25 protein-coding genes and 1 pseudogene are annotated in these 26,312 nt (G+C 59.0%); 19 read left to right on the forward strand and 7 right to left on the reverse strand.

Features of this window, described 5'->3' with window-relative positions:
- Positions 1-5: 5 nt before the first annotated feature.
- Together BN1800_RS43605 and BN1800_RS43610 are read right to left on the reverse strand one after the other, a co-directional pair.
- Positions 6-248: an anthrone oxygenase family protein gene (locus BN1800_RS43605; RefSeq protein WP_342210297.1), complete on the reverse strand. Its 243-nt coding sequence runs from the start codon at positions 246-248 to the stop codon at positions 6-8.
- A 53-nt stretch (positions 249-301) separates the two neighbouring features.
- Entirely contained in the window at positions 302-463 is a 162-nt protein-coding gene (locus BN1800_RS43610; protein ID WP_342210298.1) for an anthrone oxygenase family protein, read from the reverse strand.
- Positions 464-582: 119 nt separating this feature from the next.
- Between BN1800_RS43610 and BN1800_RS07575 the strand changes: the two genes are divergently transcribed.
- Entirely contained in the window at positions 583-1,182 is a 600-nt protein-coding gene (locus BN1800_RS07575) for a TetR/AcrR family transcriptional regulator (RefSeq protein WP_027511629.1), read from the forward strand.
- A 94-nt stretch (positions 1,183-1,276) separates the two neighbouring features.
- Here the strand turns inward: BN1800_RS07575 and BN1800_RS07580 are convergent, their stop codons facing one another.
- Both BN1800_RS07580 and BN1800_RS07585 read right to left on the reverse strand, forming a co-directional pair.
- Complete coding sequence (locus BN1800_RS07580) at positions 1,277-3,211, reverse strand: DUF5054 domain-containing protein (protein WP_086996148.1); 1,935 nt, start codon at positions 3,209-3,211, stop codon at positions 1,277-1,279.
- Between the two features lie 11 nt (positions 3,212-3,222).
- Positions 3,223-4,263: a LacI family DNA-binding transcriptional regulator gene (locus BN1800_RS07585; protein ID WP_027511631.1), complete on the reverse strand. Its 1,041-nt coding sequence runs from the start codon at positions 4,261-4,263 to the stop codon at positions 3,223-3,225.
- Between the two features lie 297 nt (positions 4,264-4,560).
- Here BN1800_RS07585 and BN1800_RS07590 point away from each other — a divergent pair, with 297 nt between their 5' ends.
- The 11 genes from BN1800_RS07590 (at position 4,561) to BN1800_RS07640 (ending at position 18,343) form a co-directional block, all read left to right on the forward strand.
- Positions 4,561-5,922 carry an extracellular solute-binding protein gene (locus BN1800_RS07590; protein ID WP_027511632.1) on the forward strand — a complete coding sequence of 454 codons (1,362 nt, stop codon included), beginning with the start codon at positions 4,561-4,563 and terminating at the stop codon, positions 5,920-5,922.
- 82 nt (positions 5,923-6,004) lie between these two features.
- Positions 6,005-6,913, forward strand: coding sequence for a carbohydrate ABC transporter permease (locus tag BN1800_RS07595; RefSeq protein ID WP_027511633.1), 909 nt, complete (start codon positions 6,005-6,007; stop codon positions 6,911-6,913).
- Positions 6,913-7,743 (forward strand): carbohydrate ABC transporter permease, encoded by an 831-nt coding sequence (locus BN1800_RS07600; protein ID WP_027511634.1) that lies wholly within the window; start codon positions 6,913-6,915, stop codon positions 7,741-7,743. Before BN1800_RS07595 ends, BN1800_RS07600 begins: the two co-directional genes overlap by 1 nt.
- Before the next feature lie 16 nt (positions 7,744-7,759).
- The gene (locus BN1800_RS07605; protein WP_086996150.1) at positions 7,760-8,860 is read left to right on the forward strand and encodes an ABC transporter ATP-binding protein; all 1,101 of its coding nucleotides are present in this window, start codon (positions 7,760-7,762) and stop codon (positions 8,858-8,860) included.
- A 14-nt stretch (positions 8,861-8,874) separates the two neighbouring features.
- Entirely contained in the window at positions 8,875-10,275 is a 1,401-nt protein-coding gene (locus BN1800_RS07610; RefSeq protein ID WP_086996153.1) for a CehA/McbA family metallohydrolase, read from the forward strand.
- A 231-nt stretch (positions 10,276-10,506) separates the two neighbouring features.
- Positions 10,507-11,235, forward strand: a complete 729-nt coding sequence (locus tag BN1800_RS07615; RefSeq protein WP_086996156.1) for a FadR/GntR family transcriptional regulator — start codon at positions 10,507-10,509, stop codon at positions 11,233-11,235.
- A gap of 65 nt (positions 11,236-11,300) precedes the next feature.
- Positions 11,301-12,809, forward strand: coding sequence for an ABC transporter substrate-binding protein (locus BN1800_RS07620; protein ID WP_086996159.1), 1,509 nt, complete (start codon positions 11,301-11,303; stop codon positions 12,807-12,809).
- A 63-nt stretch (positions 12,810-12,872) separates the two neighbouring features.
- Entirely contained in the window at positions 12,873-13,820 is a 948-nt protein-coding gene (locus BN1800_RS07625) for an ABC transporter permease (RefSeq protein WP_086996162.1), read from the forward strand.
- Positions 13,817-14,689: an ABC transporter permease gene (locus tag BN1800_RS07630; RefSeq protein WP_086996164.1), complete on the forward strand. Its 873-nt coding sequence runs from the start codon at positions 13,817-13,819 to the stop codon at positions 14,687-14,689. The genes BN1800_RS07625 and BN1800_RS07630 overlap by 4 nt, the downstream gene beginning before the upstream one ends.
- A 21-nt stretch (positions 14,690-14,710) precedes the next feature.
- Positions 14,711-16,495, forward strand: a complete 1,785-nt coding sequence (locus BN1800_RS07635; protein ID WP_086996167.1) for a gamma-glutamyltransferase family protein — start codon at positions 14,711-14,713, stop codon at positions 16,493-16,495.
- A 21-nt stretch (positions 16,496-16,516) separates the two neighbouring features.
- Positions 16,517-18,343, forward strand: a complete 1,827-nt coding sequence (locus tag BN1800_RS07640) for an ABC transporter ATP-binding protein (RefSeq protein ID WP_086996171.1) — start codon at positions 16,517-16,519, stop codon at positions 18,341-18,343.
- Positions 18,344-18,353: 10 nt separating this feature from the next.
- Here BN1800_RS07640 and BN1800_RS07645 read toward each other — a convergent pair whose 3' ends face one another.
- Positions 18,354-18,599, reverse strand: a complete 246-nt coding sequence (locus BN1800_RS07645; RefSeq protein WP_086996174.1) for a DUF982 domain-containing protein — start codon at positions 18,597-18,599, stop codon at positions 18,354-18,356.
- A gap of 182 nt (positions 18,600-18,781) precedes the next feature.
- Between BN1800_RS07645 and BN1800_RS07650 the strand changes: the two genes are divergently transcribed.
- The 7 genes and pseudogenes from BN1800_RS07650 (at position 18,782) to BN1800_RS43850 (ending at position 23,156) form a co-directional block, all read left to right on the forward strand.
- On the forward strand, positions 18,782-19,021 hold the full coding sequence (locus tag BN1800_RS07650) for a hypothetical protein (RefSeq protein ID WP_086996177.1): 240 nt from the start codon (positions 18,782-18,784) through the stop codon (positions 19,019-19,021).
- 410 nt (positions 19,022-19,431) lie between these two features.
- On the forward strand, positions 19,432-19,995 hold the full coding sequence (gene rfbC / locus BN1800_RS07655) for a dTDP-4-dehydrorhamnose 3,5-epimerase (RefSeq protein WP_027511643.1): 564 nt from the start codon (positions 19,432-19,434) through the stop codon (positions 19,993-19,995).
- A gap of 12 nt (positions 19,996-20,007) precedes the next feature.
- Positions 20,008-21,291, forward strand: coding sequence for an NAD(P)H-dependent oxidoreductase (locus BN1800_RS07660; RefSeq protein ID WP_027511644.1), 1,284 nt, complete (start codon positions 20,008-20,010; stop codon positions 21,289-21,291).
- 242 nt (positions 21,292-21,533) lie between these two features.
- Positions 21,534-21,671, forward strand: a pseudogene (locus BN1800_RS43845) (IS630 family transposase); the annotation flags it as partial.
- 156 nt (positions 21,672-21,827) lie between these two features.
- Complete coding sequence (locus BN1800_RS07670) at positions 21,828-22,106, forward strand: DUF982 domain-containing protein (protein ID WP_027511646.1); 279 nt, start codon at positions 21,828-21,830, stop codon at positions 22,104-22,106.
- A gap of 205 nt (positions 22,107-22,311) precedes the next feature.
- Entirely contained in the window at positions 22,312-22,620 is a 309-nt protein-coding gene (locus BN1800_RS07675; protein ID WP_086996182.1) for a hypothetical protein, read from the forward strand.
- Positions 22,608-23,156: an acyltransferase family protein gene (locus BN1800_RS43850; protein WP_086996185.1), complete on the forward strand. Its 549-nt coding sequence runs from the start codon at positions 22,608-22,610 to the stop codon at positions 23,154-23,156. The genes BN1800_RS07675 and BN1800_RS43850 overlap by 13 nt, the downstream gene beginning before the upstream one ends.
- Here BN1800_RS43850 and BN1800_RS07685 read toward each other — a convergent pair.
- The gene (locus BN1800_RS07685; RefSeq protein WP_086996188.1) at positions 23,126-25,030 is read right to left on the reverse strand and encodes an acyltransferase family protein; all 1,905 of its coding nucleotides are present in this window, start codon (positions 25,028-25,030) and stop codon (positions 23,126-23,128) included. The two genes, BN1800_RS43850 and BN1800_RS07685, sit on opposite strands and share 31 nt — an antisense overlap.
- Before the next feature lie 419 nt (positions 25,031-25,449).
- A complete protein-coding gene (locus BN1800_RS07690; protein ID WP_244564463.1) occupies positions 25,450-26,187 on the reverse strand; it encodes a metallophosphoesterase in 738 nt (245 codons plus the stop codon).
- Positions 26,188-26,312 lie beyond the last annotated feature (125 nt).

Genomic DNA, 26,312 nt, shown 5'->3' on the forward strand with positions numbered 1-26,312 from the left:
CTTCCTTACAACTTCGCGAGACCTAAACCCGCAAAAGCCAGCGCGATACCTGAGGCGGCAGTTCTCGCCTGATTCCAGAACTGCCATCTTTGTGAGTAATCACGCCATATCTTGCGCACAGTCTCGACGTCATCGGGCAGGGCGATCTCAGACAACGCTTTGTTCATGGGTACGTTCACTGTGAGCGTGAGAAAGAGGCCGAATATCAGATAGACGCCCGTCGCCGATGCAAACCAGCACGCAGACACCTTATGACCCTTGAAATTCGTTAGGATGGCGGTCAGCCCCAGAACAGCTGGCGTCAGAAAAACGCCGGAAAGAAAACCATGTTGCGAACCGACGCGTTCATCGCTTGCATGGCCGCAATCGCCACGCGTGGGTCGGCTTGATCGAGGCCCCACATTGTGGAGCAAACCCAAGCATAAAAGAATCCGAAGATCGCCCCGCAGAAGACGATCGACATGACCGCAAATCCGGTAACCACCCTGGGCATTTGCCCTCCTCCTATCCGTACATATCTGTACACCTTTACCCATGCGTATAGATGTGTACGGTTCCAGTCAAGGGATTTCGGAGGTTGGAATGCAGGAAGAGATTAAAGCCAAGCGTCGCGCCGCAATTGAGAAGGCGGCCTATAAGCTTCTGCGAGAGAGAGGCTATGGCGGCACTTCCATGCTCGCCATTGCTAAGGAGGCGAAAGCATCAAACGAAACGCTCTATCGCTGGTACGCAGACAAGAATGCCTTGTTCAAGACAATGGTCGAAAGCAATGCCAAGGCAACGAAGGCGGCGCTTGATGCGGCGGTTATGGATAGAGCCGATCCTTTGACGGCCCTTGAGGCGGTCGCTCCGATCTTGCTTTCGATGCTTCTTGGGGAGAAAGCGATTTCCCTGAACAGAGCTGCCGCTGCCGACGATGGCGGCGAACTTGGTGCGACGATAGCCGCCGCGGGCCGCGATTCCGTCTTTCCGCTGATCGAGAAATTAATCGAGCGCGGCCTAGAGACCGGCGCGATGGCTGCGCCGTCGGCAAGCCTGGCGGCCGAGTGGTTTATAAGCCTGCTGATCGGCGATCTGCAGATCAGGCGGGTCATCGGCACCCTCCCCGTTCCTTCTGACGGGGACGTCAGCGCAAGAGCAACGGCCGCGACTAACGCATTCAGAAAGCTTTGCCGCACATAACAGCGATCCTTCGGCTGCTGCCAATGTAATTTCTCACGACATTGGTATCCGGCGGCTACTGTATTTCCGTGACCTAAAATATGCCCTGGGGCACCTATGTGACCGTGATCCGGTAGCGCGCCGAAAAATCGCCCTCCCACCACATGGGGAAATTCGTCCCCCATTTGTTGTTGTGCAGGTTGAAACGCACACCGTCTGCGAAATCAGGACGTTCCTTGCAGAAAGTCATGAAATCCCAACTTTGCGGCGCGACAAGCGGCGTATCGAGCGGCTCGATCGACAGCAAGGCCCCATCCATATTGGCGCGAACGCCGGTGACGGCCTGGAGTTGAGCGCCGCCGCTTCGAGCAATGTTCCCCGACTTGTGCCAGAGCCCCATCTTGCGCAGGCTCCATTCGGCCTCCGCCTCCGGCGTGAAGGAAAGAAAGCTTGCCTCCGGCATGCGGTTTGCCGCTTTTGAATACATTGTCAGCCGAAGCTCGAGCGCATCGCCACGCGATAAAAATTGCAGCGTGACACGGGCCGGCGCACCGGATCGGCTGACCGCTTCTTCAGGCATCGCAAGCAGCACGCCTGCCGGAAAGGCCCTCTCCAATGTCGGCATATGGGCCCTCGATAAGGCTGCACCGGAGCGGGCAAGGCCCGGCTTGTCGTGATCGAGGATCGCCCATTCCTGACGGTGCGTGAGGTATGTATCCATATGCCGGGCGACATCGCCGGCATCATAGCTCTCGTAGCGATAGGCGATCAGCGATCCGCCCCGGCCGGCAATCTTCCTGCCGGCAGGCGCCACAAGAGCGGAAATGTCGCCCGTTACAGGATCGAGATCGATGGTCCAGCCGTCGACGGTCAGGCGGGTCGTCTGCTCCCTGCCCGAGATCCCCGAGATCAATGCAGGTGTAGAAAGCTCGGCAAGGGCGGCCTGCGCGGCCTTTGCATCCGCGCCATCCAACTGCCGGACGGCGTCATCGAGATAGGCGCGCTGTTCTTCCCAGGACGCCTCGGTGTAGGCAAAGCGGTAATCGCTCTTTCGGGCCGTTTCGAAATCCTTGCGGGACCAGGCCTGATCGTCGCGGAGATAGGATTTGATGTCGACGCCACAGGTATGTTCTGCAACCATCGTCAGCTTTCGGCCGAATGCGAGGCGGCTGGAATTCAGGCCCTCTGCTGCGAAGCGGTCGTAGATCCTCTGCAAGGCGAGAAACTGCGCGGTTTTCTGCGGATCGCTGCCACTGCCGTGGATCCAACTGTCGCCGAGTTCGAATTCTATGATGGGGAAGCGTTCGCGCGCTTCCCAAAGAAGCGCGCCGTAATCGTCAAGTGTCGCGGCACGGATGGTGGCGTCCGGGTCACGCTGGTGCATTTGCCGATAGACGTCGGCTGTCTGCGGCACGCTTTGCGGGCCTATATTGTCACTTGTGTGCGCAAAGCCGAGACCATCCGCAAACTCGTCCGGGAAGTATGTTTCGCCGTAGGAGCGCTGATACATGACGACGATTTCTTCGCCGCCGGGTGCGCGCCAGCGAAAGATATCGGGCACCTCCGGCGGCGGCGAGGCGGTGTTGACGCCGAGATGCAGGAAACGGAGCCCGGCCTCGGCCAGCAGCGGCACCATGCCGAGCGTATGCCCTGGCACATCCGTCATCTTGGCAGCAATCGTCTTCTTGCCGAAGCGGCGATCCAATTCCTGCGAATAAGAAAGCCCGGCCCGGAAAAGATCCGGCGACATGAGCTCCGTATGGGTCGTGAACGGAAGGCCGTGCCAGCGGATCAGGCCGCGCTCGATCGCCTGCTCCAGTTTTGCCACCTCTTCCGGCGCGCACGAATTCAGATGGTCCCAGATCAGCCACGCGCCGGTGGTCCAGATGAATTTCGGGGCATCGGGATTTTCTGCGTAGAAATGCGCGCCGGTTTCGATCGCTTGCGGAATGAAGCGCTCATGATACTGGCGGCGGACCTTTTCGGCGTGGTCGGTGAAGCCGATGTCGAGATGGGTCTTGAAGACCAGATGCACGCGCTTTTCTGTCATTCGCATTCCATTCAGCCCACCGTGCCGCGCACGACAAGGCGTGTGCTCAGCGTCTCGACCAGGGGGTCGGCGCCGGGTGTCTTTAGCCGCCTGAGGATCAGCCGGACGAGCGCCCGGACCCGATCTGCAAGATCGATCCGGACGGTGGTGAGGTTGTAGCTTTTCCAATGCGACTGCGGGATGTCGTCAAAGCCGACGACCTTGACGTCGCCCGGCACCGACAGGGAAAGTTCGTGGCGCAACGCATCGATTGCACCGAACGCAGCGACGTCGTTGGAGGCGAAAATTGCGTCGGCTCCATCACCGACACGAAAGAGGTCGAGCGTCGCACGGTAGGCGGTGTCGTATGTGTAATCGCCAGGTACGACGACCGGCGGCGCCATTCCGCGCTCGGCCAGAACCTGCGTGATAATGCGCTCGCGCTCGGTATTGGCGAGCGACTGCCGCTTGCCGCCAAGATAGGCAACGCGGCGGGCGCCATAACCTTGCAGCAATGCAACGGCCTGCTCGATGCCCTCCTTCTGCCGCACGACCAGCCGGTCGTAGAGACTGGTAGATCGCTTCGCGGCAAACTCTTCCGCATCGTCATAAATGATGTAGACCGGCACGGCGCGATCGAGAAATCCACTAAGGACGGCCGGTTCCACATTCTCAGTGAAGGCAATCACCGAATCCGGATTGAATCCGCGCATATAGGTGAGCAGGGTCTGGTCCATGCTGAAGTCGGCCTTGACCTTGAACAGCAATGTCGCAAAACCCTCCGCTTGCAAGGCAGTCGTCAGCGCGTCGATTTCCTGGCTTTCCCACGGGCTGCAGACGTCAGGCACGATCATGCCGACAAGATGCGAACGTCTTGTCACCAGGGAACGCGCCGCCATATCCGGCGTATAGTTCAACTCCCGGGCAATCTTCAGAATGCGATCGCGCTTTTCAGGCTTCAAAGATGCATTGGGGTTGAACGCGCGCGAAACGGCAATCCGCGAAACATTGGCTTCACGCGCCACAAGATCGGCGGTCGCTCGGGTCACTTTTCTGTCGTTTCGTTCGCTCATTGAAATGTTCAGGCCGGAATTGAAAACGTGTTCATTCAATCGTGGACTTGCGAACGGTATGGCGTCAAGTATTTGGCAGCAATTTTCAGAGAAATGCGCGATTTTGATCATATCGGCGTCTCCGCTCGTCGAATATTCCAGTCCTCGTCGTCCGTAGTGTTGACAAAAATGAAAGCGTGTTCATTCTTGAGGGCGGATGAGGCGGGTATGGCTTGAAGGAGGTTCCAGCCAGTCCCGAGGTATCGAAACCGAAAAGGCGTCCGGCCGAATCCGGGCCAATTCTTGGGAGGAATTGCAATGCGCAAGAGCATTCAGTCTTTATTGCTGGGGGCTTCGGCGGTGATCGCGCTGTCGGGTCCGGTCATGGCCACCGATCTCGCCATCACCTGCCGTTGCGTCGTCGGCGGCGTGAACAGCGGCACGGCGGAATGGATCCAAAACAAGATCATCCCGGCCTTCACCGAAAAGATGAAGGCTGAGGGCAAGGATGTCACCGTCAAACTCACCCAGTTCGGCGGCGAAGACGAACAGTTGACGCAGCAACTGGCGCTCGATTTCTCGACCGCCGCCGGTCCGGATATCTCGGCTTTCGATGGCTTCCTCATACCAAGCTTCGTTCAAGGCGGGCTTCTGAAACCGCTTGAAGACATTGCGGGGTCGGAGGTGAACAACTGGGAAGGCTGGAGCCATATCGGCGACGGCATCAAAGCGCTGATGAGCTATCAGGGCAAGCCCTACGGCATCGCGCTCGGCACCGACGCCCGCATGATCTTTGTGCGCAAGGACCTCTTCCAGAAGGCCGGCCTCGATGCCGATAGCTGGCAGCCGAAATCCTGGGACGAGCTGCTTGAGGCTGCGCGCAAGATCAAGGCTGCCAATCCGGATTCCTTCCCGCTGCAACTGAATGCCGGCGTTTCCATGGGCGAAGCGACGACCATGCAAGGCTACTGGATGGCGCTTCTCGGCACCGGCGAGCAGGTCACCGACGAAAACGGCAAGTATATCGTCGCGAGCCAAGGCATTCTCGATACGCTGAAGCTCTACAAGACCATCTATGTCGACGACAAGCTCGGCGACCAGCGCGCCCAGCTTCTGGCTGATGGCCGCAACCGCACCTTCGCGAACTTCCGCGACGGCAAGACGGCCATGCTTGTGGAAGGCGACTGGTTCTACCGTTCTGTGACGGCGCCGGGAGCCGAATTTGCCGTCGCCGACCGCGACAAGGTCATGACGTGGAAGAAGATGCCGGCAGCCCAGCCCGGCAAGGGCCTGCGCGGTCAGGACTTCGTCACCGTCTCCGGCGGCACCGGTTTCGTCATCAATCCGCATACGGATGCGCCGAAGGAGTCCTGGGAACTGCTCTCCTTCATGAACAGTAAGGAGCAATTGACGGCGTTCCAGGAAATTCAGCCGGCAATCCGCATCCGTGACGACGTAGCAATCCCGAACTCGCCGTTCCTGACGGACACGGCAAAATCGCTGCTGCCGATCACGACGGCACGTCCTAACGATGCCAATTACAACAAGGTCTCCACCGAGATACAGCGCATGACAGAAAGCGTCGTCTCCGGCGAAATGTCGCCGGAAGATGCGATGGCCCAGTACAGGGCCGCCGTTATCGCCATCGTCGGCGAAGAAAATACGGTCAGCCGTCTTTGAACGATCGAAAGCTGCACCCGGCCGGTTTACCGGCCGGGCCGCAATTGAGCGGACGCCGCAAACCGCCATCGGGTTTTCAAGCATGAAGAAGTTCTCCCTGCTTTCCACGCGCGGGGGCGCGGTTTTTCTGGCGCCCGCCGCAGTACTGGTCGGTGTATTCGTCATCATTCCCTTCTTCTGGGTGATCTTCGTTTCCTTCACGAACCGGACTCTCCTTGGCCGCACGGCGCTCGATCCGGATTTCGTCGGTCTGCAGAATTATCTCGCGCTCTTCAATCCCGCGACCTTCTTCACCCGCGGCCAATTCGGCTTTTCATTGATCCTGACGATCCAGTTCGTGCTGCTGTCAGCGCTCGTCGGCCAGGCACTGCTCGGCCTTATCCTTGCCTGGCTCAGCCAGTCGGCTTCGCCAACCGCCAAATCCTTCCTCCAGACGGCCGTGATTGCAGCCTGGATCCTGCCGGAGGTGGTGATTGGTTTTGCCTGGTTCGCCTTCCTCGATTATGACAACGGCACCTTGAACATGATCATGCGCGGCCTCGGGCTGCCGCCGGGAGACTGGCTGCTGCAGCAGCCCTTCTGGGTCATCATCTTCTTCAACACCTGGCGCGGCGCCGCCTTCTCGATGATGCTTTTCAACTCGGCTTTCCAGTCGATCCCGCCGAGCTATTTCCAGGCTGCCGATGTGGCCGGCGCAACCTCCTGGCAGAAGCTGCGCGATATCGCCCTGCCGCTTATCCGCGGACATGTGGTGACGGACCTGATCCTGATTACCATGTGGACCTTCAACGTCTTCACACCCTTCCTGCTGACAAACGGCGGCCCGTCCTACCGCACGGAGATCCTCTCCATCTATACCTACCGGATCGCCTTCAAGGATTTCGAATTCGGCAAAGGTGCTGCCGTCGGCGTGGTCATCATGCTCATCAATCTCGTATTCGCACTCGCTTATCTGCGCATCGCCCGCAAGAAAACGGGGGAGGCCGAGTGATGCAGATATCGCGCACAATCTATATGCGGCGCATCGGCTTTTCGGTTGCTGCCGCGCTGCTCGGAGCCATATTCGCGTTACCGCTTATCTGGTTTGTCTTTGCGCCGTTCAACGCGCGCGCCGAACTTGGTCTTGCCATTCCGGCGCCATTCACGCTCTCGAACTTCGCGGCCGTCTTCAAAAACAGCTTCGCCATGCAGGCGCTGTTCAACAGCCTGATCCAGGCTTTCGGCGGCGTCATTCTCGTCGGCGCTGCCGCAACGCTTGCCGCCTATGCGCTATCCCGGTCCGCAATCCCGGGCAAGGGAGCGGTCACGTACGTCCTGCTGCTCTTTTCGTCCGTGGTCTCCGGCTCGGCGGCGATGGTGCCGATCTTCCTGATCGTGTCGGCCGCAGGCCTCATCGATACGCATCTTGCCGTCATCCTGGTCTTTGCCGGGGGCCTGCTGCCGACGGCGATGTTCATCCTTCGCGATTTCATCGATGGGATCCCGCGCTCCTATGAAGAAAGCGCCATGGTTGCCGGCGCCTCGCCGCTTCAAGCCTTCTTCGATGTCGCCTTGCCCGTCATCCGGCCCGGCATCGTCGTGGTCGTCGTCTGGGCCTTCGTGAATATCTGGGGCAGCTTTCTCATCCCCTTCATCCTGTTGCGAAGCGACAATCTGATGCCCGCCTCCGTTGCGATCTATTCCTTCTATTCCGAAGCCGGCACGCCGATCGTCACGTTGCTCGCCGCCTATTCGCTTCTTTATTCGCTGCCGGTCATCGTGCTCTATCTCTTCGTGAACTGGAAGTTCGGTTTCCGGTTCTTCGGTGGCATCAAGTCCTAATCGGAAAATCAGTCTCATGGCCTCTGTCGAATTCCAGAACGTCTCCAAGAGCTTCGGCGCCTTCAACGCCGTGCCGGATATCAGCTTTTCGATTGCCGACGGCGAATTCGTCTGCCTGCTCGGACCTTCGGGCTGCGGCAAGACCACGAGCCTGCGCATGATCGCCGGCCTGGAAACCCCGACCTCCGGCAAAGTGCTGATCGGGGGCAAAGACGTCACCTATCTGCATCCGAAGGACCGCAAGATTTCGATGGTCTTCCAGGACTATGCGCTCTACCCGCATATGAACCTTGCCGACAACATCGCCTATCCCTTGAAAGTGCGCGGCGAGGCCGAGGACAAGCGCCATGCCCGCGCCAAGGACGTGGCCGACGTGCTCAAGATCGGCGATCTCCTCAAGCGCCTGCCGAGCCAGATTTCAGGCGGGCAGCAGCAGCGCACCTCGCTTGCCCGTGCTCTCGTCTATCCAAGCCAGGTCTATCTCTTCGACGAGCCGCTCTCAAACCTCGATGCGAAGCTTCGCCTGGAGGCCCGCGGCTTCCTCAACCATCTGCAGCGCGACATGGGCATGACGGCCGTCTACGTCACTCACGACCAGGCGGAGGCGATGGCGCTTGCGACCCGGATCGCGGTGATGGACAAGGGGCGCATCGTGCAATTTGCCCCGCCGATCGAAATCTACCGCCGACCGTCGACTACGTTTGTCGCGAATTTCGTCGGCAACCCACCGATGAACCTCGTATCGGTCGAGTCCACGGTCGCCGAAAACAGGCTGCAACTTCACGCCGAAGGGCTGACGCTTCCGGGGCTTGCGGTATCGGAGGCCATCGCAAATGCGGCAGCCGCAAAAACGATGACGCTCGGCATCCGCCCGGAACATCTGCGCATGGCGCGGCCGGGTGATACGAATGTCATTTCCGGCATGCTCTTTGCCAATGAAAACATGGGGCCGGAAAGCCTGGTGACGATGGAGCGCCAGGATTCGGGCCGCGTGACGGCCCGCATCTTCACGGACGACGAAATCAAGGCCGACACCATCGTGCAGTTATCCTTCGATACAGCGCATGTGACGCTCTTCGACAGCACTGGCGCACGCATTCCGGCGATTGGCGAGTAGGTCAGGCGTCGGAAATGAGCGAAATCACCATCCATGTCACCCGTGCCCACCAGGTTGACAACCCTTATTTCTACATAGCCTTCGACGTTCCCGAGGCGACGACGCGCATCGACGTGACGATGCGCTATGCCAAGGCAGAGGATTGCATCATCGATCTCGGCCTGCTTGATCCCCGCGCGACCGGCTATCCGTCCACTGCCGGTTTCAGGGGCTGGAGCGGCGGGGCGCGTGATCGCTTCTTCGTTGCGACAGACGACGCGACGCCCGGCTACATCCATGGCGATATGCCGGCCGGCCGCTGGCAGGTGATGCTCGGGCTTTATAAAGTGCCGGCAGACGGCGCCGATGTCTTCTTCACGATCGATTTCGACAAGGCGAAGCGCAAATTGGAACCGCCTCCCGCCCGCACATATCCGGTGCGCAAGGGCGCCGGCTGGTATCGCGGCGACCTTCATTGCCACACCTACCATTCGGATGCCGCAGGCTCCCCGGAACTGCTGCACGAAGCAGCGAGGCAGGCAGGCCTCGACTTTCTGGCGGTCGCCGACCACAACACGATCACGCAGCGCCGCTATTTCCATCCGCATTCGTCAGCCGACCTCGTCTTCGTTCGCGCCATGGAAGTGACGACCGCCGCCGGCCACGCCAATGTCTTCGGCGTCGACGACTGGATCGATTTCCGCATGACGAAACCGGAAGATGCCCATACGCTCGCCCGCTTGGTGCATGAGCGCGGCGGACTTCTGTCCATCAACCATGACAAGCCGGCGATCTCCTGGAATTACGAGCTTCCGCAGATCGATTGCATGGAGGTCTGGCAGTCGAGCTGGATGGCCTGGAACTGGATATCGCTTGACCGTTATCAAACGCGCCTCGCCTCCGGTCTGAAGATCGCCGCCATCGGCGGCAGCGATTTCCACCAGCCCGCACGCCTGATGCCGGAAGGTCCGCTGGTGCTTGCCCGCCCGACCACCGTCCTGTGGCTCGAAGAATTCTCGGAAGACGCAATCCTTGCCGCCATGAAGGCTGGCCGCGGCTACATTACCGAAAGCCCGTCCGGTCCTCATCTGGCCCTTACTGTCAACGGGCATCCGATGGGCGAAACAGTTTCCGGTCCGGTTTCCGCCGAGGCCAATGTCCGGGGTGCGAAAGGCGATCGCCTTGTCCTTTTGGACGCCACGGGCGTGCTGATCGACGAGCCGATCGAGAGCGATGAGTGGATCGGCCGCTTTTCAGGCAAGCCGAAGACCTTTCTGCGCGCCCAAGTCATCGCCAAGGCAAGCCGTGACCGGCTTCTATCGGAATTCACCGCAGCACTGTCCGGCCGCAGCCTGCCTTGGCAGCTTCGCGTCGCCGACATCGCCGGCCAGCCGATCTGCCGGGCGCTCAGCAATCCCGTCTATATCGAAGGCTGATAGCTCCGGCTCTTGCCGAAAGGCACGGCCTGCGAAACTGTTCAGATAAATCATCACCGGGTGATCGTACTCCCATTGTCCCTCCATATTTCTCCGTTGGTCCGGATCGTAATGCCCGTTGCTCCCCTGAGTAGCTCAAATTTTGTGCATCGCAAAACTTGCACAAAAATTCGCTTGACGGAGGAACTGATTTGGTTTGCACTGAACCAATAGTCAATTGGTACGGACCATTTGCCAATGGAAGAAGCCGGCAACTCGAACTTTGCTCTGGACAAGCTGCGGACGCTGTTGCGCTCCGGCAGTCTGGATGCCGACGGCAAACTGCCGACCGAACGTGCGCTTTCGGAAACTCTGGGTGTCAGCCGCCGTGCCGTGCGCCGGGCACTGGAGGTTCTGGAAGCCGAGGGACTCATTTGGCGACGTCAAGGGTCTGGCACCTTCGCCGGCAGGCGCCCCGATGGCTGGAGCGAGCATGTCGGCTCGATCGTCGCCGGTACCGATCTGATGGAAGTCATGGAAGTGCGTTTGCGCATCGAGCCGCAGCTCGCCCAGCTTGCCGCCATGCGCGCCAAGGCCGCCGATGTCGCCCGCATGTATGAGCTCGTCAAGAAGATCTACGAAAGCACCGATGCCGACGGCCGTGAACTCTGGGACGGCGCCCTGCACCGGCAGATTGCCCAATGCGCCGGCAACCAGTTCTTCCTGGCGATCTTCGACGTCATCAACCAAGTGCGTCAAGACGAGGCCTGGCAGGCTATCCGCGAGCGCGCCCGCAACGCCAGCAAGACACGCACGGTGACTTACGGCCAGCATACGGCAATCGTCGATGCGATTGCTGCCCGAGACCCCGCCACGGCGGGCGAAGCCATGCGCCGGCACCTGCTGACGCTGCAGGAAAGCCTGATCCGGATTACCTCACTCGACCACCACGAACGGCAGAGCAAACAAGAACTCGCCTAAGCGAGCCAGACGCAGAGAGGCGGATACCGTCGCTCATGAAGCAAAGACAAACAGAGGAGAATGGAATGAAGACCGCCAACTTCGCGACGAGCCTTCTTGCAGGTGCCTTAATCGCCCTGCCCGCATTCGCCGCCGAACTGAAAATCGGCTTGCAGGACGACGCCGACGTGCTTGACCCCGCACAGTCGCGCACCTTCGTCGGCCGCATCGTCTACACGGCGATGTGCGACAAACTGGTCGACGTTACCCCCGACCTGAAGATCGTGCCGCAGCTTGCGACCGGGTGGAACTGGTCGGGCGACGGCAAGGTGCTGACCATGAAGCTGCGCGAAGGCGTGAAATTCCATGACGAAACGCCGCTCAACGCCGAAGCCGTTGTGGCCACGATCGAGCGCAACATGACGCTGCCGGAATCGCGCCGCAAGAGCGAGCTCGCCTCCGTTGAAAAAGTCGAAGCGGCTGCTCCCTACGAAGTGAAGTTCACGCTGAAGAGCCCGGACGTCACGCTGCTTGCCCAGCTCTCCGACCGAGCCGGCATGATCGTCTCGCCGAAGGCTGCAAAGGAGCTCGGCGCCAATTTCGGCAGCCACCCGGTTTGCGCCGGTCCCTTCAAGTTCGTCGAACGCGTTCAGCAGGACCGCATCGTGCTCGAGAAATTTGGGGATTACTGGAACAAGGACCATATCTTCATCGACAAGGTTACCTATTTGCCGATCCCGGATACGACGGTGCGCCTCGCCAACCTGCGTTCCGGCGACCTTGACATGATCGAGCGGCTGGCCGCGACCGACGCCGCTTCGGTCAAGGAAGATGCGAGTCTCACCTACGCGGATGTGGTCAATATCGGCTACATGGCGCTCTATGCGAACCTCGCCAACGGCCCGCGCGCCGACAATCCGTTCGGCAAGGACAAGCGTTTGCGTCAGGCCTTTTCGCTGGCGATCGACCGCGACGCGCTGAACCAGATCGTCTACGAAGGCACTGCGGTCGGCGGCAACCAGCCCTTCCCGCCGAACAGCCCGTGGTTTAGCAAGGACATCCCGGTGCCTGCCCGCGATCTCGACAAGGCGAAGGCTCTCGTGAAGGAAGCAGGTTTCGATCGCGTGCCCGTGGAGATGCAGATTCCGAACAACCCGGTCGCAGCGCAGATGATGCAGATCGTCCAGTCGATGGTGGCCGAAGCCGGCTTCGACGTCAGCCTGAAATCGACGGAGTTCGCAACGTTGCTATCCGAACAGACCGCCGGCAACTATCAGCTGAGCCGCTCAGACTGGTCCGGCCGCGTCGATCCCGACGGCAATATCCACCAGTTCATCACCTGCAAGGGCGGCATCAACGACACCAAGTACTGCAACCCTGAGGTCGACAAGCTGCTGAACGAGGCCCGCGCCTCGACCGACGATGCTGTCCGCAAGCAGAAATATGATGCGGCTGCGGTGATCCTGAACGACGACATGCCGATCATCTATCTCGGCCATCAGTCGTGGATCTGGGCGCTCCACAAGAACATCACCGGCTTCATTCCCTCGCCGGACGGCATGATCCGCCTTGCAGGCGTGAAGAAGGCCGGCTGATCCGAGCAGATCGCGGCGGCAGACCAACCTGCCGCCGCAGCCTCTTGCCCTGTCAGGACGCTCATGTACACCTATATCGCCAAGCGGCTTCTGGTCGCCATTCCGACCCTGCTGATCATCTCGGTCTTCGTCTTCTCGCTGCAGAAGCTGTTGCCGGGCGATCCCATCCTCGCCATGGCAGGCGAGGAGCGCGATCCTGAGGTGATCGAATACTTGCGCGAAAAATACCGGCTGAACGACCCGGTGCCGTATCAGTATGTGTCCTGGCTCGGCTCGGTTCTGAAGGGTGATCTCGGCATATCGCTGCGCACCAACCAGCCGGTTCTGGAACTCGTGGCGGAAAAGCTGCCGGTCACCATCCAGCTTGCGATCATGTCGATGATCTTCGCCTTCGTCATCGGTGTGCCGATGGGAATTTTAGCCGCGGTCAAGAAGAACACTGTCTTTGATTATTTTGCCAACCTGATCGCGCTTTCCGGCCTTTCGATTCCGAATTTCTGGCTCGGCATCATGCTGATCTTATTGGTTTCGGTGAAGCTCGGCTGGCTGCCCGCTTCCGGTTACGAACCCTTTTTCAGCAATCCGCTGCGCTCGATCGAAACGATGCTGATGCCCTCCTTCGTACTCGGCAATGCCCTCGCCGCCACGCTGATGCGCCACACCCGCTCCGCGATGCTCAGTGTGCTCAGCGCCGACTATATCCGCACAGCGCGCGCGAAGGGCCTTTCCGAGCGCTCCGTCGTGCTCGAGCACAGCTTCCGAAACGCCGTGCTGCCGATCGTGACCTTGAGCGCGCTGCTCTTCGGCGAACTGCTGGCAGGTGCAGTCTTGACCGAACAGATCTTCACTATCCCCGGCTTCGGCAAACTCATCGTCGATGCCGTCTTCAACCGGGACTATGCTGTCGTCCAGGGCGTCGTGCTTTGCACGGCGATCGGCTTCATCCTGATGAACCTTTTGGCCGACATCGTTTATGTCCTCCTCAACCCGCGCATAAGGGCTGCCCTGTGACTGCTCTCGACCAGATCACCATTGCAACCGAACAGCGCCCGCCGAGCCGGGCGTGGCGAAAGCTGAAAGCGAACAAGGGTGCGCTCGTAGGCCTTGGCATCATCGCCTTCTTCACCATTCTCGCGATCGCAGCCCCACTGCTGCCGATCCCGGATCCTAACGCGACGAGCTGGTCGGCGATCCGCAAGGCGCCGTCGGCCGCCCACTGGCTCGGCACCGATGATATCGGCCGCGACATTCTCTCCCGGATGATCTGGGGGGCACAGGCCTCGCTGATGGCGGGGGTCTTCTCGGTGGCGATCGCGCTTGTTATCGGCGTGCCCTTCGGCCTCATCTCCGGCTATTTCGGCGGATGGACGGACCTGATCATCTCGCGCATCACCGAAGCCTTTCTTGCCATGCCGTTCCTGATCACTGCGATCGCGCTTGCCGCCTTCCTCGGCCCGAGCCTGACGAATGCGATGATTGCGATCGGTCTTTCGGCCATGCCGGTCTTTGTCCGGCTGACGCGCGGCCAGGTGCTTGCCGTCAAGACGGAGGAATATGTCGAAGGGGCGCGCTCTATCGGGCTCCGGCACCTCAGCATCATCACCCGTTACATCCTGCCGAACGTCTTTGCGCCGATCCTGGTGCAGGCGACGCTGACGATCGCCACCGCAATCATCGCCGAAGCCAGCCTATCCTTCCTCGGCCTCGGCCAGCAGCCGCCTGCTCCAAGCTGGGGTTCGATGCTGAACGTTGCCAAGAACTTCCTGTCTCAGGCGCCATGGATGGCGATGTGGCCGGGTGCAGCGATCTTCCTCGTGGTGATCGGTTTTAACCTTCTCGGCGACGGCCTGCGCGATGCGCTCGACCCGCGCGAAGCATGATTTATCGAAAGGACTTTTGAAATGACCGCATTCACGACCCGTCCGGAGATCTTGGGCACCTTCGGCGTCGTCACATCGACCCACTGGATCGCGTCCGCCGTCGGCATGAGCATCCTCGAAAAAGGCGGCAATGCCTTCGATGCGGCAGTCGCCACCGGTTTCGTGCTGCAGATCGTCGAGCCGCATCTTTGCGGGCCTGGCGGCGATATGCCGGCGATCCTCTATTCGAAGACGAAGGACAAGGTCGAAGTCATTTGTGCCCAGGGTTCCGCACCGGCCGGGGCGACGATCGAGCACTATACGTCCGAAGGTCTCAAGCTAATTCCCGGCGACGGCCTGCTTGCGACCGTCATTCCCGGCTCTTTCGACGGCTGGATGCTGATGCTGCGGGACTATGGAAGGCTGACGGTCCGTGACATCCTTGAACCGGCAATCCATTATGCCGAGCATGGCCATCCGGTTCTACCACGCGTTTCGGCGACGATCTCCGGCCTTGCCGCTTTCTTCGAAAAAGAATGGCCGACGTCACACAAGACCTGGCTGCCCGGCGGTTCGGCTCCAGCGCCGCATTCGAACTTCAAGAATCCGGTCCTTGCCGAAACCTGGAAGCGGATCCTCATTGAGGCCGAAGCAAAGAGTGGGCGCGAGGCGCAGGTCGAGGCCGCCCGCGATGCGTTCTATCGCGGCTTCGTTGCCGAGGCGATCGACAGATACGCCGGCTCGACCGAGGTGATGGATGCGAGCGGCACCCGGCACCTGGGCGTTATCAATGCAGATGACATGGCGAACTGGTCGGCGACGATCGAAGAGCCGCTGACCTATGATTACCACGGCTGGACGATTGCGAAGACCGGCCCATGGGGCCAGGGTCCGGTCTTCCTGCAGACGCTTTCACTTCTGAAGGAAATCGACATCGCCGGAATGGACCCGGCTGGCGCCGATTTCGTCCACACCGTCACCGAAGCCATGAAACTCGCCTTCGCCGACCGTGAAATCTACTATGGCGATCCGGAATTCGCGAAAGTCCCGGTCGAGCATTTGCTCTCTGATGCTTATGCGGCCCCGCGCCGGAAATTGATAACCTCCGATGCCTCACTCGAGCTGCGTCCGGGGCTCGTCCCCGGCTTCGAAGCCCAGTATGACTTGACCATGGAAATGCTCGGCGCCACCTCGAAAACTGGCGCCGTCTACGAGCCGACCATGGCGCATCTTTCTGAAAAGCGCGGCGACACCGTCCACATCGACGTGATCGACCGCGAGGGCAACATGGTTTCCGTTACGCCGTCAGGCGGCTGGCTGCAGTCCTCACCGGTCGTGCCGGGCCTCGGCTTCTGTCTGAATTCGCGCGCGCAGATGTTCTGGTTGAAGCCCGGCCTGCCAACGTCGCTTGCGCCCGGCAAACGTCCGCGCACGACGCTGACGCCCACACTCGCCCTTCACGAAGGCCGGCCCACACTCGCTTTCGGCACACCTGGCGGCGACCAGCAGGAGCAATGGCAGCTCTCCTTCTTCCTGCGCTATGTCCATCACAAGATGAACCTGCAGGCGGCAATTGATCAGCCGCTCTTCCACACATCGCATTTTCCCGGCTCCTTTTATCCGCGCACCCGCGAGCCCGGCAGCCTGATGGCAGAGGCGAATTTCGGCGCCGAAGTACTTGATGCGCTGCGCAGAAAGGGCCACAACCTGACCGTCGCCGACCCGTGGACGGTTGGCCGTCTGACCGCTGCACGCCGCGACGCCGATGGCTTGATGCGGGCTGCCGCAACGCCGCGCCTGATGCAGGCTTATGCAGTCGGGAGGTAGGCCGTGACGCAAGGAAAGGCTATGGCGGGTGTTAAAACCCCGGTGCTCTCGGTCAAGGAGCTGACGACGTCGTTCCTCGTCGATGGTGAATGGAAGCCGGTGGTCCGCAACGTCTCCTTCGATGTGATGTCGGGTGAAACGGTCGCGCTTGTCGGCGAAAGCGGCTCCGGCAAGAGCGTCACCTCGCTCTCGATCATGCGTCTGCTTGCCAAGAACCAGAGCCGCATCGAGGGCAAGATCAGCCTGAACGGCAAGGACGTCCTTTCGCTTTCCGGCAAGGAGATGCGCCAGGTGCGCGGCCATGACGCCGCAATGATCTTCCAGGAGCCGATGACCAGCCTCAACCCGATCTTTTCGATCGGCCGGCAGATCTCCGAAGCGCTGACCTGCCATGGGGACATGCCCAAGCCGGACGCGCGCAAGGAGACGATCCGACTGCTCGAGAAGGTGCGCATTCCGAATGCCGCCTCACGTTTCGAAGAATTTCCACATCAGTTCTCCGGCGGCATGCGGCAGCGTGTGATGATCGCCATGGCGCTCGCCTCGAGGCCGAAGCTTCTGATTGCGGACGAGCCGACGACAGCACTCGACGTCACGATCCAGGGCCAGATTCTCGACCTCATCAAATTGCTGCAGGAAGAGGAAGGCATGTCGGTTCTCTTTATCACCCATGACATGGGCGTCGTCGCTGAAGTTTCCGATCGCACAATCGTCATGTATCGTGGCGAAGCGGTCGAGGACGGAACGACCGGCGACATCTTTCATCACGGCAAGCACCCATACACCCGCGCGTTGCTTGCCGCAGTGCCGCGTCTGGGTTCGATGGCCGGACAAAAATGGCCGCTGCGCTTCCCCGTCGTCGATACCGCCACCGGCACCCGCAGCGAGCCCGTGGCAGTGGCCGATACTGTCGATCGCCGCAAGACGCCGATCCTCGAAGTGAAGAACCTCACCACGCGTTTTCCTGTCCGAGGCGGACTTTTCGGCGCCAAGACCGGCGCCATCCATGCAGTCGAGAATATCTCCTTCGATCTCTTTCAAGGAGAGACGCTGTCCCTCGTCGGCGAATCCGGTTGCGGCAAATCGACGACCGGCCGCTCGATCACCCGGCTTATCGAGCCGGACGCCGGCAAGGTCAGCCTCGACGGCTATGACGTGACGGCATTGGATTCATCGAGCCTTCGCCGCATGCGCCGCAGCATCCAGATGGTCTTTCAGGATCCGTTTGCAAGCCTCAATCCGCGGATGACGGTGGGGGCTGCGGTTGCCGAGCCGATTGTCGAGCACCACCTCGGCACACGCGCCGACGCGCGCGACAAGGCCGCCCACCTGTTGGAACGCGTCGGCTTGAAAGCGGATATGATGACGCGTTACCCGCACGAGTTCTCCGGTGGCCAGCGTCAGCGCATCTGCATTGCGAGGGCGCTGGCGCTTGATCCGAAAGTGATCGTCGCCGATGAAAGCGTCTCCGCCCTCGACGTTTCGATCAAAGCACAGGTCTGCAATCTGCTGATGGATCTGCAGCAAAGCCTGAACCTTGCCTTCCTTTTCATTTCTCACGACATGGCCGTGGTTGAACGCGTCAGCCACCGGGTCGCCGTCATGTATCTCGGCGAGATCGTCGAGATTGGTCCCCGCGACGCCGTCTTCGGCAATCCGCAGCATCCCTATACGAAGAAGCTGCTGGCGGCGGTTCCGGTACCCGATCCGGATCGTCGCGGCATCAAGCGCGAGCTATCGGCCGACGAGCTAAAAAGTCCGGTCCGGCCGCTGGGTTATGTCGTGCCGAAGCGCAGTTACCGCGAGATCGGCGCCGGCCATCTCGTTCAGTTGGAGCCGGCGGCATGAGCAGCGTTTCTCAGCTCAAATGGAAATGAGCTTCGACCGCAGCCGCAATGAAGGCTTGCCGAGCTTTGTTGGCGTCACAGTCTCCCTGCAAGGCATCGTCGCAAACCCGCTCAGCCCGCCGGTATTGGCTGCCATGGTATGCAGGCCAGAAACGGCCAAGCATAGTTTTGGCCTGTCGCACGGTCTTGACCGTTCGCACCGTTCCCGTCGCCGGATCTTCAACAGTGATTGGAGTGTCCCAAATGGCCCGTTTCATGATGCAGCACCTCCCGCAGCATAAACGGTCTGCGAGTCGCAACGGTTCCGGGCCCACGCTTCATTTCAAGCGCCGTTGGTTAACGGAGCGTTTCCCGCCTATGCACCGGCCTGATGAGAGATCCAGGTGAGGTCATACCAACGAGCGATGATCATGACCAGTGAGCCCGTTCGGGGAACCCGATGGACATGATCTTCTACGGCCGGTCGACGAGCATGTTTCGTGCGGCGCAGCAATGGGTGACGACGTCGTCGCAGCCCATGACGATACGGTTGGGGAGCCAGTTGTCGCCCATGAACTGCCAAACGTTTTGCGTTCAGTTCAGTTCGGGTGAGCGCGGCGGCAGGAACATCAAGATGACGCTGTCCGACACCTTCAGTCTCGGCGTTTTCCGGCCGAAGTTATTTCTTCCGAACGAGTAAGTCTTAAGAGTTGACATTACGCAATTGCGAAAGGTAGCATATATATGAAGGAATATGTTCGCGAGGATATCGCTTTATCGATATGAGCAAGTATCTCTGTTGATGAGTGTACGTATTTTAGCCAACATTCCCGTTTTAATGCCTTTTCTTAGTGCAAAAGGAGCGGTTCGACATTCTCTTAACGGAGCCCGTTGCAGCGGCGTTGCTATTTTGTATAAGGCATGCGCTTAGTTGGTTTTTGGAGCTTTGACATTCATCGTTCAGGTAACACTAAATTCGGGTCGTAGTGTGAAGGGCATATGATTAAAATTAATCTTTTCGAGGCCTTTGAAGGCGCTCAAAGAGACATTGTTCTAAGTTCAGGGCTGCGTCGCAGCTGACTGCCAAATAGAGGATGCGAGCCGAGCAGCATGAAGTTTCACAAAACGCCCTTGGATGGTGCATACGTCATCGAGCCAGAGCCGCGCGGGGACGAACGTGGATGGTTTCAGCGCGTCTTCTGCGAGCGGGAAATGGCCGACGCCGGCGTGGAAGGCCGTTTCGTTCAAGTCAATAATTCGTTCAACGCCGAAGCAGGCACCCTGCGTGGGCTGCACTATCAACTTCCGCCCTCGCCAGAAGTTAAGATCGTCCGGTGCCTCTCCGGCGCGCTGTGGGACTGCATCATCGATCTGCGACCCGATTCCCCGACGTACCTCGGTTGGCACGCGGTTGAGTTAACGGGTGAGAACCGTCTGGCCTTTTATGTGCCCCGCGGCTTTGCCCACGGGTTTGTGACACTGAGGCCCAACACTGAGACGTTGTATCTTTCCAGCGAATTCTACGATCCAAAGTCGGAGTGCGGTGTGCGTTGGAATGATCCGAAGTTCGGCATCGCCTGGCCGGTTGAAGGGGCTGTGATTTCGGAGAAAGACGCGAAATGGCCCGACTTCGATGAGGATTTTCATGGCGTGGAACGCCTACGCGGCATCTAACAGGAGGTTTTGATGGTGATTGATACGCTCCTGAAGAAGCGGGAAGAGGATGGCCGTCCCATTAGGGTCGGGATGTACGGCGCGGGCTTCATGGCGAAGGGCATCGTCAACCAGATCTCAAATTCCGTACCGGGAATGATCCTTTGCGTGATCTGCAACCGAAACGTGGAGAAGGCTATATTAGCCTACCGCGCTGCTGGCCTTGAGGCCTCCTACGCCAGCGATGGCAGCAGTCTCTCCCGCCTGATCGCCGAAGGCACGGCGGCTGTCACCGACGATCCAGCATTGCTGTATGAGTCGGGTGATCTGGATTGCTTGATTGATGCGACGGGTGCGATCGAATATGGCGCCAACGTCAGCTTAGGCGCAATCGCGCACGGTCGCGACATGGTGACCATGAATGCCGAACTGGACGGTACGGTTGGTCCGCTTCTCAAGAAAAAAGCCGATGCGGCGGGGGTTATCTTCACGGCCTGCGATGGAGACCAGCCTGGCGTACAGATGAACTTGTGGCGCTTCGTCAAATCGATCGGCCTTACTCCGCTCATGTGCGGCAATATCAAAGGCCTGCAGGATCCCTATCGCACACCGACAACGCAGGCCGAATTCGCTGCGAAATGGGGGCAGGACCCGCATATGGTCACCAGCTTCGCTGACGGCACGAAGATTAGCTTTGAGCAAGCTATTGTCGCGAACGGCACTGGCATGTCCATTTTGAAGCGCGGCATGACAGGTGTCGAGCATCGTGGCCATGTCGATGAACTTGTCAACGCGTATGACATTGAGGCGCTGAAAGCCGTCGGTGGAGCCGTCGACTATGTCGTGGGAGCAACCCCAGGTCCGGGCGTCTTTATTCTCGCATACCACGACGATCCGAAGCAGCAGCATTACCTGAACCTTTACAAGCTCGGAACCGGCCCGCTTTATAGCTTTTACACACCTTACCATCTTTGCCATTTCGAAGTCCCCCTTTCCGTGGCTCGCGTTGCACTCTTGCGCGATCCCGTGCTTCAACCACTGGACGGGCCTAGGGTGGAGGTTGTTGCGACTGCAAAGCGCGGCCTTAATGCCGGCGAAACGATCGACGGTCTGGGCGGCTACATGAGCTATGGTCAGTGCGAGCGCGTCGATGTCGTCGGCGTTCAGGACTTGCTGCCCATGGGTGTTGCAGAGGGATGCATCTTGAAACATGCCGTGGCGAAGGATCAAGTCCTTACCTATGCAGATGTGGTGCTGCCGGCCGGCCGCATCATCGATCTCCTGCGCCGCGAACAGGCGGCAATGTTTGCTGCGTAGTGCCGGAGACGGGGCTTGTGGCCGATAATCTTAAACTAACGCCCCACTGGCAGATCGACGCAGCCCAAGGCGAAACATATGGAATGCGGTATTCAATGCGCGCAGCAGAGTCTGCTCAACCGTCATTTTCAAAACTCTGTCTCCAGCCGTACGCCGCCTCAAATAAACCGGATCCCCTATGCCAGTAGGAGAACGCCGAAAGCTGCGAAGACTGCTTACAATGAATATCAAAGCTCATAGGCGACAACTGGCTCTCCAATCGTATCTTCAGGGACTGCAACGACATCGTCACCCATTGCTGCGCCACATGGAACAGGCTCGTCGACCAGCCGTGGAAGATCATGTCCATCGGGTCTCGCGAATGGGCGTATTGGTCATGATCGGCGCCCGATCGCATCAGACCTACCGAAGCAGTCTTCGTTAACGACTTTTCGACGCCTCTCCCGCAGACAACTTCTCTCTTCGTGCCGCTTCAGCCGCCCGGCATGGATTTTGCTACAGCTATAGCTACTTGGAGAAACAGAGAGCAAGGTGTCATGAAAGGGAACAGTTTGGCCTTTCGGCCCGTCGGTCTGGCAATGCATTGCATCGGAGAGTACCGAGTCGTTAACTCTGTCAGGCGCGCCGCCGAAACGCTTCTGCAGCGATGGCCGATCGATGACGGCGAGGATTTTTCCGAGGCAGTGATGGCGTGCCTGGAGGGCCTGCACAACCGCGTGCCTCCCGAGGATGTTCGAGCAGCATTCATCAAAGCCGCTCATGAAGCGAATGTCATGGTGATCGAATTGGTGAAGCCTGCTTGTGAGTGCAATTGACACTGATTACCTCGACGCGGCAGTCGGAGCGAACCTTGACCCGCGCCACGGTCCATCGCCGGAGCTGCGAGAATTTCGCTATCAAGACGGAAGACACTATTCTCCTTAGCGGCATTCAAGTAGTAAAATACTTCTATTTTCCGTCAGCCAATGTCAGAATAGCGTTTGCCCGCGATTTTTACTGCATTGACTAGGCGTCATTACAATGAATATTCTGGTTTGCATTCTGCGCTTTCTTGCACATGTGAGGCGTGCCGTGCAGCAGATCTATACTGTTCAGTATCTGCGAGGGATCGCAGCAGTCGCAGTTCTCTTTTTCCATGTCAGCGAACGACATGATCTCGGCTTTTCAGTCGCAATCGGCTCACTCTGCATCATCTGCCTTTCGTCGCTCCTGTTGGATTGGCCTTACCTGCGGGCTTTGACGAGCCCCGTCATCCTGGAATTCGCCGCGGGCCTCTTGATTGGCCGTGTCTTCGTCCGTGGACCGAATTGCCCCACTTGGCTTGCATAGGACTTGCTGCCGTCGCGCTGATCTGCCTGGCAGCGGCCTCGGCCTTTGATGCAGACCTGCCGCGCGCCGTAAAATGGGGTGTTCCTTCGGCGCTTTTTGTCTTTGCCGCCGTGATGTGGGAGCGGCGAAGGAATGTCCAGCCATCCAACGTGCTGCTCTTCCTCGGGAACGCGTCGTACTCGATCTATCTTTGGCATGCGTTATTCGGCGTGGCGATCGTCGCGCTTCTCCTGCGAAGCGGGATCCCGCATTGGGCCTTCCCTCCGATCGAAGTCGGGGCGGCGCTCGGCCTGTTGCTGATTGCCTATGTTTCAATCGAGAAACCGTTGGGCAGGCTGATCAATCGGCGACTTCAGTCCAGTCGTCGCGCCCCCTGGCGACATCAAATGCCTGACGAAAATGCCCGAGGCTTGGCCGAAGGAGACCGCGCCGCGCATCTGAAAAAAAGGCGGAGCTGGCAAGGGCTTTTGCGGGGGGAACGACCGCAAAATGACCAGCGCAGACTTCAATTGACGCGAGATACGAGCGGGAAATAGCGTTCGACAACGCGGGCGCTGCCAAAATTCGACAGGTGACCGGAATCGAAATAAAGCATCCTTCCGTCGTCAATGTAAGGGCACTCGCCTGCTGCGCAATCCATCGCAATCGGATCAACGAAATCGGCACCGCCCGCAGCAGCTCGCAGCCGCTGGTTAAATTCGCTGTCGATCACGGTTGACCAGGAAGCTACCTTTTGGCCAGCGGCGGCTTTCTTAAAAGCAATGACGTCGACATTGGTTACAAACATCGGCGATTGTCCGATCACGATGACCCGGACGCCCTCCTCCTGGAGTTGTCTGACGGTGTCCTCGAGCATGTCCAGGCCCCGGCGTTGCAAATCAACCCATCGGCCTGAAAGCACGGCAGTCTTAACGTCAAGCGACCGGATGATGTCCAGCGCCTTCTGATTGAATGCCTGGCAGTTCGGTCTGGCGTAGGAGTAGTAAGCAAGGACCGGAGGGCATCCGGCAAATGTATACTCATAGACGCGGCCATGAATGGACGCGGCATTCGCGACGATCCCGGGGGCATAGTGGGCGGCGTAGGAATCTCCCCACAGAAGCGCAACATCACCGGTGTTTGTCGTCAAAGCGCAATCTTCGGGGCGCCATTTTTTAAAGCCGTCGTCGTCTTCGAAAAAGCAGATGCCGTTCCGCCACGTCTGGCCGACGCGCACTGTCGTATCCGCGCTCGCTACAACTGTAGAGACGTCAACCATGCGCGCTTCGACCTCGGTTGCATAGCCGGGAAAACGTTGAGGGAAGCCATGAGCGGCGATGCCCGCGTAACCGAACAGCGAGACGATCGACATGCTGGCAAGGGCCGAGCCGATGAGGGCGCGCCGAGGCCAGCGCACGGTCTGCAGACGGAATGGCGTTTCGACAAAGCGCCAGGAGCAAATGGCAAGCAAAACGCTGGCGGCGATAATGCCCATGGCATGGAGCCCGTTGGGCTCCTCAAGGGTCACGTATCGGACGAAGACGGTAATTGGCCAATGCGCCAGATAGAGCGAATAGGAAATCTTGCCGATGAATACGAACGGCGCGCTCGCAAGGATTTTACCAACCACCGAACGGGTCGGTCCGCCTGTATAGATGACGAGAGCTGCACCTGCGCATGGCAAAACGGCGGCGAGCCCAGGGAATGGTGTCGCATCCGTATAGGCAAATACAGAAAAGAGGATCAAGATCGCGGCACCGATCGCAACGGCACTGTTTGCCCGGTAAGACAGCGTGCTTTGACCGCCCCAAAGCGCCAGCAAGCTTCCAATCAAGAGCTCCCAGCTTCGTGTCGGCAAGAGGAAGAAGTTTGCTGTCGGAGCGACGTCGATTGCATAGATGCTAAGTGCCAGGGACAGGATCAAGGCGAGTGCGAATGCCGCCAACCGCACGCGGAACGTCACTTTATAGAGCAGCCACATGGCGATCGGCATGAAGATGTAGAACTGCTCTTCGACCGCAAGCGACCAGGTATGCAAGAGCGGGCGTAGAAGCGCGCTGTTTTCGAAATAACCTGAGAACTTCCAGAAATAGACATTTGAGGTGAATGTCCCGACTGCCAGCAGGCTTCGGGCAAAGTCTTCGAAGAACGGTGGCAGGAAAAGCACGTAGGCGGCGATCGCCGTCAGTAAAACATAGAAAACCAGTGCCGGAATGATCCTGCGAAAACGCCGCTCGTAGAAAGTCAGTATGGAAAAGCGGCCATTCCTGAGATCATCATCCAGAATTCTTGTTATCAGGAAGCCTGAAATGACAAAAAAAATGTCGACGCCAACGAAACCGCCAGAAAATCCAGTGACACCGGCATGGAAAAACAGCACCGGCAATACTGCAATCGTCCGTAATCCGTCAATCTCCGGCCGATATTTCATGAAGATCCTAGTTTGTTGAAGGATTTTCAGGTGTGTTAATCACGCGTAGCCAGCTTCGAGGCCTAAGTCAATAGAACAGTGAAACTGGATAAACTTCTAGTCTGTACTGTGTAACATGTATTCTTTTTGATCGTCGGTTTTCTGGATAACTATCTTCGCTTTACGTCGATTGCTTACTTCACCAGCCGAAGCGGTCGGCGCCCCAGCTGGAGAGCAGGGTTGATTTACTTAGAGCCATACCCCGCAGCCTCGAACTGGTTTCGGCATTCGCATGAGTAGCAGGCGCAAGGGTAACGCAGGGATCGCTGCGTTTTGACGGCACTGCGGCGACGGCATCTACCTTAACGTCCGCTGCGGAAATCGGGACTGCAGTGCAGCGGCCGTCGCGTTTGCCTGTAAGCTCAAAGGCCGGGCTTGTGTCAGATGAAATTGAAGCTTGCCTCGGCGATCTTCAGCACCGTCAGGTGGCCAGTGGCCGTTGCCGCCGTGTCGATTGCAACCCGCTGCGGTCCGAAGGTCGGCTGCAGGACAGGTGTATGCCCGTGGATCACGAAGAGCGGCAGACGCGGGCCTTCGCTTAAAAATGGCTCGCGGATCCACATGAGATCCATATCCGTTTGTTTTGACATGTCGACGCCAGGCTTTACGCCGGCATGTACGAACAGCAATTTGCCGATCTGAAGCGAGACTGGCATCGCTTCGATCATGGCGATGTGCTCTTCTGGCACCAGTTCCGCGACAAGAGCTTGGAGACCGCGAACCCCCTTCGTCTTGATGACATGCGCAACGTCGATACCGTAGGACGCAAGCGTCTCGGTCCCGGCGAAGTCAAGCCAATCGGCAATGATGGAAGGTTTGCGGAACATGCGGGCAAATTCATCATCGTGATTGCCCGCAAGCGCGACCTGCACGAAGCTCTCACGCGGCTCCGCCGCAAGCATGTGGAGCACCTTGCTGCTGGCGGGACCGCGATCAACATAGTCGCCGAGAAAAACGATGAGCTTGGGGCCGAGATGGGCCCTGGCGTCATCGGCTATGCGCCGTTGGGCTTCTGCCAGTTCATCCGCACAACCGTGCACATCGCTAATGGCATAGATCGCGTCGAAGTCGATATCGGGCCACAAGAGCCTTTGCCTGCCGGTCGACTGCGGGATCATTTTGCGGCGCCAACGCATCGGGACGTGAAACATTGATCCACCAAAATGACAAGGACCCAAATCTTGTACAGGAAATATCTTAACTGAAGTTCAAAGAGGAAGGCTCTCGAATCCCGTTATGGTTC

The sequence above is a fragment of the Rhizobium sullae genome (assembly GCF_900169785.1).
GTDB lineage: Bacteria > Pseudomonadota > Alphaproteobacteria > Rhizobiales > Rhizobiaceae > Rhizobium > Rhizobium sullae.